Here is a 12800-nt window from a genome sequence, read left to right as displayed (position 1 = left end):
GTGGTGGCACTGCTTGCCTGTGGACCCTTGGGAGCTCAACCCGCGCCGTTCGACATGACCGGCGAACGCCCCATTGAAGAACAGCCCGCGCCCAAACAACAGGAGCGACCTTCAATTAACGATCCGGCTGACGTCATCCAAGGTGGAAAAATCCAAGTCGCACCGATGAACGACGCGGCATCTTATCGCAGGCACATCGTTCCCTTTTCCAGTTTGTCACTGACCGGTGAAGTCGACGAGCGGGCGTGGTCGATCTACTTGACGCCGGCGCAAGCTGCCGCCGGCGGCGATCTCATTTTCGAGTACCGGAACGCGATCGTGATCGCGCCGGAAAGTTCCGTTCTGTCGGTCTTTGTGAACGGCAAGCTCGTCGGCGAGGGGCCGGTACTGGCGGGGGAAAAACCGGAACCACGGCGCCATAAGCTCCCGTCGAACCTTCTGCGGACGGGCTCGAACGAAATACGCTTTCGGGTGCAGCAGCGCCATCGGACAGACTGCACCGTCGAATCGACATACGAGCTCTGGACCGAAATTGCCTCTGGAAAGGTCTACATCCAGTTTGAAGGCCGGGATGCGGCAAGGCTCACGAGCCTTGAAGATATCCAAGCGGTCGGCGTCGATGCCAGTGGGCGCACGCGGTTCAACATCGTCGCACCGGCTTTTGACCAGCCGAGCCGCACCGCCGCGTTGATGCGGCTAGCGCAAGGCCTCGCCCTTCTTGGCCACATGCCGACACAGAGCTTCGACGTTCGCGGAGATCTCCCGGAACTCGGCAGAGCCGGGGAACTGACGGTTCTTGCCGGAACGGTCGCGGAACTACAGCCTCTTTTCCCATCACTGCCGCGTGAGGCATCGACCACGGCGGTGACGGCCCTTGTTGAAAGTCGGCCGGAACGGGCGCCGCTCCTCGTTTTGACTGGTCCGGATTGGTCGGCGGTCGAAGCGGCTATCGAATCAATCACGAGGGTGACGGATAATCCTGCCAACGTTGCGCGGGACGTTATTGAAACGGGGAGGTGGAGATTGCCCCAGGCGCCACAGGTGATCTCGGGCAAAAGGCTGCCGTTTTCCGCGCTCGGCGTGTCGACGACAGAATTCTCCGGACGCCGCTTCCGCACTGCCTTCGCAGTCGCGGTTCCGCCGGATTTTTACGCCAATGCCTACGGCGAAGCGACCGTGCTTCTCGACGTCGGCTACACCAAGGCGGTCGGGCCGGGCAGCCGAATCGACATATACGTCAATGGAAATATCGCCTCAACGGTTCCGCTGGACTCCTCGGGTGGCTTGGTGCGCCACTTGCCGATCAACGTGACGCTGCGCCATTTTCACCCAGGCGCGAATCTCATCGAATTGGAGGCCGTTCTTCTCACCGACGCTGATAGGACATGTGCGCCAGGAACAGCCGCCTCGACAGAGCCACGTTTCGCGCTATTCGACACATCAGAGTTTGCAATGCCCGACTTCGCACGCATCGGGCGCCTTCCCGATCTCGCGGCAGCCGCGGGATCTGCCTACCCGTTTCGCAGCAGCACCAAACCGGTCGCTCTCTATATAGACAGGGCTGAGACCCTTAGTCTTTCAGCGGCGGCGACCTTTCTCGCCCGCTTGGCCGTGGCAGGGGGACGTCCGATGGCGATCGAAACGATAACGTCGCCGGTTGCTTCCACGGACCAGGAGGCGCTCTTCGTCGGCGCGATGCCCCAGATTCCGAAATCCGTCCTTACAGAAGCCGGCATTGACCTGAACAGCCAGATCTCCTGGGGCAGTTCCGCATCGTCTGAGGTTCTAGCCGATTCGCGGGCAGCCTTTGACGCTTGGCAGACCCGCTTGAACGGCGGGACCTGGCGCTCTCAACTTCGTGGTCTTGAGGATTGGGTGAAGAGCACCTTCGACATATCATTGAATTCACTGAGGCTCCTCCCGCCCGACGAGGTTCCCTTTGCTCCGCCGAATACTGCGACACTGCTCATCGCGCAATCGTCAAATCCGGGTGCGGGAGCGACCTGGACGCTCGTCACTGCGCCGACACCAGAACATCTTCGCGACGCGGTATCTACGATTTCGGATGTTTCCAGATGGAGCCAGATGTCGGGGCACATCGCCATCTACGAGCCCGCTAACGACCGGATCAGTTCGATCCCGGCGCAACATTTCGAGTTCATTGAAACTCGGCCACCTTCGCTTGCGAACTATCGTCTTGTTCTTGCCAACTGGTTGTCGAGCAACATATTGGTGTACGCTGTGCTGCTCGTCTGCCTTGTCGTTCTGCTGGGATTGGCGACGGCGAGCCTACTTGCCAGATTGGGGCGTCGCCAATGAAGCCACTCGTCCTGCTAATGCTCCTGCTGCTAGCTTCTCCAACGCATGCCCAGGAGCAAGCGACGGTGGACGAAACGGCGTGGCAAAAGTACAAGACGCAATTTCTCGATCCGGGCGGTCGGATTATCGACGACGCCAACGGTGATGTCAGCCATAGCGAGGGCCAGGGTTATGGCCTTCTATTGGCCTTCCTCGCGGGCAACCGGGCCGATTTTGAACTCATCTGGTCTTTCACGCGCCGCGAGCTCCTCCTGCGCGACGACGGCCTTGCGGCCTGGAAATGGAGCCCCGCCGAGACGCCTCATGTTGCCGATACGAACAATGCAACAGACGGCGACATTTTGATCGCCTACGCTTTGGCGCGCGCAGGGAATTTCTGGGATCGCAAGGACTACACGCGTGCGGCTACCGGGTTGGCAGAGGCGATTCTCGAGAAAACTGTCGTCGAACATGGGGGGCTGACATTGCTCTTGCCGGGCGCGCAGGGATTTTCTGCGGCCGATCGGGCCGACGGGCCGGTCATCAACCCGTCCTACTGGGTCTTCGAAGCCTTTCCAATCCTCGAGCAATTGGTTCCATCTCCTGTCTGGAAGACGCTCGCCGCAGACGGTGAAGCTATTCTCAAGAGACTGGAGTTCGGGCCAAAAGAGATGCCCGCTGACTGGATTAGCGCACGAACCGTGCTTAAGCCGGCAAACGGTTTCCCGCCCGAATTCGGCTATAACGCGCTGCGCATCCCGCTTTATCTTGTTCGCTCGGGAAGGACAGAGAATGAGCTCCTTTCGCGGATCTACAAGGGCATGTCCAACGAGGAAGGTGCCGTCCTGCTCAGCAATGTCGAGAGCGGTGCCGTCAAGGAGACCCTCACCGATCCAGGTTATCGGATTGTTAACCATATCCTGGCCTGTGTCCTCCAAGGGACGAAGCTCCCCGACGACGTGAAGACGTTTGATCCGACCCAATACTACCCCTCGACATTGCACCTGCTGGGTTTGTCTTTCGTGGAGGAAATGCGTCCGGAGTGCTTATGAAATTCCCGATTGTTGCATCCATGGGTGTTGTGACCGCCGCGATTGCCGCCGCCGGGCTCGTTGGGAAATTGCCCGAGGGATTGGCGAACGTGATCGTCGATGTGGTCCCGGAGCGCGCCGCCTTTTCCGAACGTCACCTGGCAACCGCTCCTTCCGGTGCAGCACCAGATGTTGTTCAACTCTCACAGGTTCAAGGACCGGCCACCTCTGAACCTCCACGAGATACGCCGCCTCCGCGCGTCGATGAATCAGCTTTGCGTTACTTCGCCAGCAAGGGCGATACGGCGCGTCTGGAAGCCGAGATCGCCCGACTGCGGGCACTTTATCCAAACTGGACGCCGCCTGAGGATCCGCTGGCGGTGCCGCAGAACAGCGACGCTCAATTGGAGACGATGTGGCGGCTCTATTCCGAGGGGCGCTATGCGGAAGTGCGGAAGGCCATAGCCGAACGTCAGTCGACTGATCCGGACTGGCAGGTTCCATCTGATTTGCTGGACCGGCTGAATGTAGCCGAAGCACGTGCCAGGCTCGTCAATGCTTCCGATCTGAAGCAATACGAAACTGTCATCCAGGTAGGAGCAGGCACGCCAAGTCTCCTGACGTGCAGCGATATCGACGTTCTTTGGCGTGTGGCCGAAGCCTTTGCCGAGACCAAGAGGCCGACCCGGGCGCGCGACGCCTATCTCTACATTCTCAAGAACTGCGACAATGAGCCCGAACGGCTCGCTACCGTGCAGAAGGCTGCCTCCATTCTTTCCTATTCGAGCATGCAGGATCTGCTCTCGTATGAGAGAACGAATTCCGCGGGGGCGTTGGAGTTCGAAAGCATTCGCGACGATCTCGCCCGGCGCTTTGTCGCCGCGGGCGACGAGGACGCGACGCTCGAGGTGGATCCGAAGTACGTTCAGCGGGTCGAGCGGCTGGCGGAAACGGAGGGGTCGGCTTCGGATGCGCTGCTCCTTGGCTGGTATCAACTTCGCCACAAGAACATGAGTGAGGCGGAACGCTGGTTCCGTCTGGCGCGCGAAAAACAGGACTCTGCCCCGGCATCACAGGGCCTTGCGCTCGTCCTGATCGAGCGCAAGGCACCCGAGGAAGCCGAAAAGGTGCTCTACCCATGGCGGGACGCCTCCAGTGATGCGCGAGCGACCTACTTCGCCGCGACCGCCAACCTCCTGGCGATCGATCCGCCCGTGGCTCTTGGCGCAGATGTACTTCATAGGATTGCACAGGAGGCGATGAAGAGCCGCGATGCCGCGACAGCCCAGCAATTCGGTTGGTACGCGCGTCTCCTTGGGCAGCCAGCCACGGCGGTGGAGTGGTTTTCGATCGCGCTTCGCTGGAAGCCAGACGACGAGCCCTCCGCCTATGGCCTTGCGATCAGCCGGAACGAACTCGGGGATAGGGCAGGGGTCGCGGAGATCCAGCGTCTTTGGGCGGCGAAGTCCGATAGAATTGGGCGCTTAGGTGATGAGGAGGACGGCCCGCCGAAGGCCAACGCGGCTCCGCCAGGATCGGCCACGATCGCTGCTGGTTCGGCGCCAATCAGAACGGCGGCGGCGCCGCCGAAAGGCGCGCCGCTCGGGAGAGCCGTCCGTGGATCACAAGCGACCCCTCGCAAGCTGAGCGGCTGCCGTACGTCGAGCGATCCGCGCGGCCTTCAGCCGGGGGCGGCGCTTGCACGCGGTTGGTGCCTCATGGACCTGAACCGGCCTTTGGAAGCCGCCGAAGCTTTCGAGGTCGCTCTGCGAGCGCCGGCTTCGAAACTGCGCGAGGATGCTGCCTATGGACAAAGCCTCGCCTATCTGCGCGCCGGTCTGACCGGGAAAGCGGCCGTCGCGGCTGCGAAGTCGCCACAGGGTCTTGCCCGCAGAAATGAGCTTCAGACCGCTATACTGGCCGACCGAGCGGTCGCCGCGTTCGACGCGGGACGCTATAACGAGACACTTCTGTTTCTGGAGCAGCGTCGCCAACTGGCAACCGAGCGAACCGACCTCATGGTGCTGCGGGGCTATGCCTATCTGAAACTCAAGCGTTACGCGCAGGCCAAACAGATTTTCGAGGCTGCAGCCGCGACTGGCAACCGAGATGCAATACGCGGGCTCTCGGACGTACTAGCTGAGCAGCAGGTCTGGCCGCGCAAATTCTAACGGTGCAGCACGCGCCGGTATCAATCCTGAAGGTCGGCAGTGCCTAACGCCAGTTCAGAGCTAGCCCATCCGTCGTAATCTCGCACCTCATAGTCACAATCGGGAGAAATCATGAGCGCCATTACCGCTCAGCACGTTCGCGCTGCGCAAAAGGCAAAGTGAACGAAAGCAGTTTGCCTGCATGTTTATATTGACCAACGGGTTGTGCGGGGTGCGGGGAACTGTTTCACGAGTTTTTGGTTCGAACACAAATCCTCGCAATATGAGGGAGAACAGCATGACCGATCCTATCGCCGTTCGCGACACCGACGTTGACGATCTTTCGGCGAACGCCGTTGTTAACAAAATTTCTTGGGGTGCGGTATTTGCCGGCGTGGCCCTCGCTCTCGCTGTCCAGTTTCTGCTGAACCTCTTGGGTGTAGGCATTGGAGCCGCGGTCATCGATCCGGCAACCGCCGACAATCCGAATCCGAGCACGTTTTCGATTGCAGGCGGTCTTTGGTTCGTTGTCTCGGGAATCGTCGCGGCTTTCGTCGGCGGATATGTAGCGAGCAGGGTTTCAGGCCGCCCGAATAAGGCCACCGGAAGTTACCATGGACTGATCAGTTGGGCGGTCACGACGCTGGTTGTTCTATATCTGCTGACAACGTCGGTTGGCACCCTGGTCGGCGGCGCCTTTAGCGGCCTAAGTAGCATCGTCGGAGGCGTCGGCAAGACTGCCGCCACGGTGACGACTGCGGCCGCACCCGCTGTCGCTTCGTCCGTCGACCCGATGGCCGATATCGAACGACAGATTAGAAGCGCCACCGGAGGCAACGACCCGGCGGCGCTTCGTGATGCCGCAGTCGCCGCCATGCGTGCCGTTGTCACGGGTGACGAGGCAACTGCTGAAGAGGCTCGCAACCGCGCCGCCGAGGCGGTTGCGCGGGCGCAGAACATTTCGGTCGAACAGGCACGCACTCAAGTTCAACAGTACGAGGAAAGCTATAGGGCGTCGTTCGAACGAGCCAAGCAGCAAGCGACCGAAGCCGCCGACACCGCTGCAACTGTTGTTTCAAGCGGAGCCCTTCTGGGCTTCGTCTCGCTAGTCATCGGCGCGGTCGCCGCCTGGTTCGGCGGTGCGTCCGGGACGACGCGAACTGTAGTGCCGACGAATACCACACGCCGGGTCGGCTAGGCATGGCTCCCATCTAGGACGATTCTTAGCGTCTGAATAACATGGGCCGCGTCCAGCAGGACGTTTCTGGTCTCCGTCGTGGGCTGTTCGCGCTGTGGTCCCCGGTGTACCTGTATCTAGGCGGGCCTTCTCCGCGTGACGGCCGGGACGAAGGCCGGACGACACGAGCGAGGCCGCCCCAATGAGCGAGACCGCGAATGAAGCAAGGCTAAGAAGCCGGGATGGAATATAACAACAAACTTAATTACTAAAGTACAGTAGAATTGAGTGGGTTTTTACATTCATGTCACCCGTTGCTAACCGTGTGCGACCGTGAATGACGTAAAAACTGCAAGATTAAGTAGCGTCGACAGTGATTTTATTGTTTTATCCTCCGCATCTGACGTCTTGGTCATCGCGTGGGGCTATGCGAAAGAGGGCGTGATGGCATGCGTCTTGGGGTAACCTAAGAGGAGCTACGCATGCTGAAACTGCTTCGTGCCGCAGCAATAGCGGTACTGCTGGGTAGTGTCGCAACCGGCCCGGCGCCGGCGGCGACCGCAACCGGAAACATGAACGTCCGCATAACCATTCAGGCGGAATGCAAAGTTGTCACTGCGACTGACCTGGACTTCGGCACCCGGGGCGTCATTGACGCAAACGTCGATCAGACAAGCACGATTTCGGTCCAATGCACAAACGGGACGCCCTACACAGTAGGTTTGAACGCGGGTAACGGCGCGGGCGCGACGGTCGCCGTGCGGCGCATGACCGGACCGGCCTCGGCGACAGTCAACTACACGATTTATCGTGATGCCGCCCGGACACAAGTTTGGGGTGTCACGGCAGGCGGCGATGTCGTGTCCGGAACTGGCAACGGTAATGTTCAAAACTTGACCGCATATGGTCGGGTCCCACCACAGACCACACCGGCCGCCGGCGTCTATTCCGACATCGTCGCCATCACGGTTACCTATTAAGATTTAGGAGAATGCCATGCGTTCGATGCTGAAAAGCATTGCAGCGGCTGCGCTGTTGTTTGCGTCGGGCCTGACCCCGGTCAACGCCGCGGCGCTTAGGGTTGCGCCGACGACGGTCGAGTTGATTGCCCCGGACAGCGCGGCGGTCTTCAATCTGCGCAACGAAGCGCCTCGCCCCCTCAATGTGCAGGTGCGGGTCTTCCGATGGAGTCAGGAGGACGGCGTCGAGACGCTGCAGCCAACACGCGACGTTGTGGCCAGCCCACCTTCGGCACAGCTTTCTCCCGGTGGCGACTACGTCATCCGCGTGGTACGGGTGAGCAAAAAGCCGGTGCGTTCGGAGGAAAGCTACCGGGTTGTCATTGACGAACTTCCAGATCCATCGCGCCGCAAAGCGGGCACCGTCAGCCTTGTGGTACGCCACGTATTGCCGGTTTTCTTCCGCAACCCCGACGCGCCGGCCCCGAACGTCGAGTGGCGTCTCGCGCGCTCGAAAGGGGCTCTCGTTCTCGTGGCCCAAAACAAAGGCGGCAGCAGGCTCAGGCTCTCCGACGTGCAGCTTTCTCAAGGCGACTCGGTCATCGGTCAACGAAAAGGGCTCGTTGGCTATGTGCTGGGTGGGACCACCATGCAATGGTCAATCGGACGGGCTCGCGGCCTGTCGTCAGGCTCCGTGACCCTGTCGGGTAAGAGCGACGTCGGCGCGATCAATGCAAAAGTTGCCGTTAGCGGCCGGTAGGCTCGCGATCGGGATCGCAGCTGTGCTTCTTGGTTCATCGCTCGCTATGGCACAAGAAGATGCCGCCGACATAACCGACGTCAGTCTCACTGTAGCCAGTGATCGCGATCTCTTCCTGGAGGTGTTCATCAACGAAGTCTCGACGAAGTTGATCGGCAACTTCAAGGAATTGCCCGATGGCGGCCTCGCCGCCACCGCCGAAGAGCTCTTGGAGGTGGGCCTCAAACCGGACGATACTGCGCGAGCGGACAACGGACTGATTCGCCTCGACCGATTGCCGGACGTGAGGTACGAGGTCAATCAACCGGAGCAGAAGCTCTTCGTCACCACAGATACGGTTGCCGCGCGTTCAGCAAAGGTCATAGACCTTGACCAAAATCGCAAAAAGGAAAGGCTGAAACCGCAGTCCGGCTACGGCGCCGTCGTAAACTACACGCTGTTTGCGAGCTCTAACACGCTGTTCGAGGATGAGACAGATCTCTTCAGAGGTGTCTCCGGCAGTTTCGATGCTCGCCTGTTCGGCCCCTTGGGAACGCTAAGCCACTCGTTTCTCGCCGGCTACAGCGACGGCAGGTTCGACGAGTTTACCCGCCTCAACACCACCTGGAGCTATTCAGACCCGGAGCGCCTGCTGACCTATCGTGCTGGCGATTTTATATCCGGAGGGCTTTCCTGGACACGCCCGGTATATCTGGGAGGATTGCAGGTTGAGCGAAATTTCGCCTTGCGGTCCGACTTGGTCACTCTCCCGCTTCCTGCCTTCTTCGGAACGGCGGCAGTGCCTTCGACGCTCGAGGTCTACACCCAGAATGTTCGTACCTACGCCGGCGATGTGGCGGCAGGTCCATTTGAGGTCGCTAATCTGCCGGCGTTCACGGGAGCCGGCGAGGCGCGGGTGGTCCTGCGGGACAGCCTCGGTCGCGAGACGGTGACGACGATGCCCTACTATGTGTCGAGCATGATGCTTGGGAAGGGGCTTTTAGACTTCTCGGCGGAAGTCGGCTTCCCGCGGCGCAATTTCGGCATCGAGTCCCAAGACTACGATGAAAGGTTGATGGGCGTATTCACGGCGCGGTATGGCATGGCCGACTGGCTTACCGTCGAAGGCCACGCCGAGGGTGGTGAGGATCTGATCAATGCTGGCCTCGGCCTTGCCTTTCCGCTGGGCCCCTTTGGTGCTGCTTCGGTTGCGCTCGCCGGCAGTAGTGCAAGTGGTGGGACAGGCACGCTTTTCAACGCGGCGCTCGAGTTGAGCTACAATGACTGGTCGCTTTACGCTCGGCTTCAGAGGACATTCGGGAATTATCAGGATATAGCGTCGATTACGGCGGAGCCGACCTTTTCCGGGCCCGACGGCATTCCGATCTTCAGCGCTGGAGTACCCCGGGCGCTGGAACAGGTGACGCTCAGCGTTCCTGCCCCGCTCGATTTCTCCAGTCTCAATGTGTCCTATACCCACTTTACAGACGCCGACGGAGAGCGCAGCTCCATCGTCGGCTTGTCCTATAGTCAGCAAGCATTTAAGGGCAGCACGATCTATGCCAGTGCTTTCAAGGATCTGGATAACGACGACAGTTTCGGCGTATTTGCAGGCATTTCCATTCCCTTAGGAGACAACATAACCGCATCGACCGGCGTAGAGCATGGTCCGGATGGTGCCAATGTCGTTGCAGATCTGGTGAAATCCGAGCGGCTGGACGGTAGCGTTGGCTGGCGCTTAAGAACATCCGAAGGCGAAGCCTTCAATCGGTCGGCTGCCGTCAGCTATCGCTCGCCGGTAGCTCGAATAGAGGGAGGCGTGCAGCAATATGACGATGACTTCAGGGCAACGGCTCAGGTCGATGGTGCACTCGCCGTGGCAGGGGGAGGCGTCTTCGCGACTAATCGGATCGATGATGCGTTCGCTGTTGTCGATGTCGGCGCGCCCGACGTCGACGTGCAATTCCAGAACCGGCCGGCCGGCAAGACAAATGCAAAAGGCCGCATCCTCGTGCCCGATCTTAAATCCTATGAGCCGAACTCCGTTTCAATCGACCCGAGCAAGTTGCCGGTCAATGCCGATGTACCCGCCACCAAGGAAGTCGTGGTTCCCGCCGATCGCAGCGGAGTCGTCGTTTCATTTGGGGTGTCCGAGGCACCGGCTGCGGCGCTGGTCGCGTTCAAGGACCCGAACGGCAACCCGATCCCAGTCGGCTTGACGGGCACACTGGAGGGTAGCAACGAGGAATTCGTCATTGGCTATGACGGCGAAGCCTATATCCGCGGCCTTCAAACGGAAAACAGTGCAACAATTTCATTTGAAGACGGGAATTCCTGCCGAGCGGATTTCGCGTTCGAACCTAGTCCTGACCAGCAAGTGGTGATCAGAGACGTGGTGTGCCAATGATAATGTCGTCGAGCCTGCGGGCATTCGTTGTCGCCGTCGGAATGCTGTGGCCCTCGCTGGCGTGGAGCCAAAGCTGTAGCTTCGGCCTGTCGCCAATGAGTTTCGGCCTCGTGGACACGCTTTCTGGCACGGCTACGACGTCAACAGCGACCATGAGCGTTAGCTGCAGTGGTACACCGCTTGCCCGAATTCTGATCTGTCCCAATCTTGGAGCAGGCAGCGGCGGCGCGACAGCCGCCGCAAGGCAGATGCTCAGCGGAGCCAGTGTACTCAACTACCAATTATACTCAGATTCGGCCCGCAGCGTCATTTGGGGGTCCTATTCCTGGCCATATCCGGCCCGTGCGCCGGCCTTTGCGCTGACCCTGGGGGCGCTCGGAACCGGGTCGGGGACCGCAACAATTTACGGCGCCGCGATGGGCGGCCAATCCACCGCAGCGCCTGGAAGTTACCTCTCGACGTTTTCCGGAGCGAATGTCGAAATTCGCTATCGCTATACGACAACCAGCTCATGCAACACTGCCGCGGGGTCAATTGCACGACCAAGCTTCAATGTTACTGCAACCGTCGCCGCCAACTGCCTGGTTGCTACGCAGAACGTCGACTTTGGCACAGCCGGTGTGTTGTCTTCCAATATTGACGCCACGGGTCAGGCAACCGTCACTTGCACGCCTGCCACCGCCTATACAGTCAGCCTGAGCAATGGCATGAGCGGAACGTCGCCGACCAACCGGCGGATGACCCTTGGTGGCGCAGCCGTAGTGTACGGGCTTTATAAGGATGCGGGGCGCAGCCAGCCTTGGGGCGACGCCGCAACGCCCGGAAGCACCGTCGCCGGCACAGGAACCGGCGCCGCCCAAGGTTACACCGTCTACGGTCGGGTGCCACCGCAAACGACTCCCGCTCCGGGCACCTACAGCGACACCGTCGTCGTGACTGTGACTTACTAGCGGTGCGAAGGAGCGTCGGACGGGGAGGGGAATTGACTGGGCAACTCGATCGTCCGTTCGGTTATCGCTTTACTTCAAACTGCCGGTCGCCCGAAAGGATCACCGCCCATGTGGGGTGCAATCCATTCGGGGACAGTAAATTAGCGCGAAGCGCTGGACTGCAGAAGCCGACAAAGTGAAACAAGGCCGCTGTCATAGCCACCGCTCACGACATCGCGACAGCGTTTCAGCACCTTCAGACGTTCATCAGGAGGCAAGGATCTGAACGCTGCCACGGTCATCGCGCCCGGGGCGGATAGACCGCCTGTCCCGCGTTCTCGGCCTGGGGAGACAGCGGCCCCATTCCCGGTGCCAAGTCCGACTCCTACGCCAATGCCAGTAGCCCCGGCCGCACCAGCGTTGACCCTAACGTTCAACCCTTTAGTCCCGCCTGCAGTAGCCTGCAAAGCGGCATTGGTACCACTGCGTCCTCCGAGTCCAACGGCAGCGTTGGCGTTAATTCCTTGTCTGCTTCCGGCATTTGCGTTGATCCGACCGTTGACGGCGTTACTTCCACCAACCGAGGCAGTCGTCGAGGCTTTGATGCCCCTCGAGCCGCCAACGGAAGCCTTTGTATCGGCATTAACGCCGCTCGGCCCGCCCATGGACACTTTCGCGTTCGCATTCACACCGTTCAAACCGCCCAGGGAAACTCGTGCCTTCAGAGCGGTCTCGGCATAACAATAGGAACCGGTCACGATCGCCGTAATGAACGCAACAGACGTGATCATCCTCCGCATTTACTTCTCTCCTAAGAAACAGGCGAACTTGCCCGTTTCTATAACGGCTCCACACGCCAATAAGTTTCACAGGGCCAAGACATGCGCTTGCTCCGCGTGGCGTATTTCGAGTATTTGGTTCATGTACCTCAGGTACTTTTGATCGCACCGTTCATACCTTCCGGGTAGAACCCGCCGCTTAAGGTGGCGGCATTCGTCGACGCCGCCGAGCGTCAGCAGATCGCCGCCGGGCTGGAGCGCGCCGTTGCGCAGCACCAGCAGGAAGGGGCCGCAATCGACGCGCTGATCGGCGTTGAGCCGCATCACTAGG

9 protein-coding genes are annotated in these 12800 nt (G+C 60.1%); 8 read left to right on the top strand and 1 reads right to left on the bottom strand.

The window, feature by feature from the left end:
• The 8 genes from M1D43_RS31750 (at position 1) to M1D43_RS31715 (ending at position 11711) form a co-directional block, all read left to right on the top strand.
• Complete coding sequence (locus M1D43_RS31750) at positions 1–2319, top strand: cellulose biosynthesis cyclic di-GMP-binding regulatory protein BcsB (protein ID WP_498815171.1); 2319 nt, start codon at positions 1–3, stop codon at positions 2317–2319.
• Entirely contained in the window at positions 2316–3350 is a 1035-nt protein-coding gene (locus M1D43_RS31745; RefSeq protein WP_498815170.1) for a family 8 glycosyl hydrolase, read from the top strand. The genes M1D43_RS31750 and M1D43_RS31745 overlap by 4 nt, the downstream gene beginning before the upstream one ends.
• Positions 3347–5500 carry a tetratricopeptide repeat protein gene (locus M1D43_RS31740; RefSeq protein WP_498815169.1) on the top strand — a complete coding sequence of 718 codons (2154 nt, stop codon included), beginning with the start codon at positions 3347–3349 and terminating at the stop codon, positions 5498–5500. The genes M1D43_RS31745 and M1D43_RS31740 overlap by 4 nt, the downstream gene beginning before the upstream one ends.
• A 277-nt stretch (positions 5501–5777) precedes the next feature.
• Entirely contained in the window at positions 5778–6677 is a 900-nt protein-coding gene (locus tag M1D43_RS31735; protein WP_498815208.1) for a PhnA-like protein, read from the top strand.
• Between the two features lie 461 nt (positions 6678–7138).
• Positions 7139–7636 (top strand): Csu type fimbrial protein, encoded by a 498-nt coding sequence (locus M1D43_RS31730; RefSeq protein WP_015242567.1) that lies wholly within the window; start codon positions 7139–7141, stop codon positions 7634–7636.
• Positions 7637–7652: 16 nt separating this feature from the next.
• A complete protein-coding gene (locus tag M1D43_RS31725) occupies positions 7653–8375 on the top strand; it encodes a fimbrial biogenesis chaperone (RefSeq protein WP_498815167.1) in 723 nt (240 codons plus the stop codon).
• On the top strand, positions 8347–10761 hold the full coding sequence (locus M1D43_RS31720) for a fimbria/pilus outer membrane usher protein (protein WP_498815166.1): 2415 nt from the start codon (positions 8347–8349) through the stop codon (positions 10759–10761). The genes M1D43_RS31725 and M1D43_RS31720 overlap by 29 nt, the downstream gene beginning before the upstream one ends.
• Before the next feature lie 2 nt (positions 10762–10763).
• Complete coding sequence (locus tag M1D43_RS31715; RefSeq protein WP_498815165.1) at positions 10764–11711, top strand: Csu type fimbrial protein; 948 nt, start codon at positions 10764–10766, stop codon at positions 11709–11711.
• An 845-nt stretch (positions 11712–12556) separates the two neighbouring features.
• On the opposite strand, the gene M1D43_RS31710 is transcribed toward M1D43_RS31715, so the two are convergent.
• Positions 12557–12793, bottom strand: a complete 237-nt coding sequence (locus M1D43_RS31710) for a hypothetical protein (RefSeq protein ID WP_498815163.1) — start codon at positions 12791–12793, stop codon at positions 12557–12559.
• Between the last annotated feature and the right edge of the window lie 7 nt (positions 12794–12800).

The sequence above is a fragment of the Ensifer sp. R1-3 genome (assembly GCF_056739175.1).
Note: the sequence above shows the minus strand (reverse complement) of the source record. Positions and strands in the feature narration are given on the sequence as shown.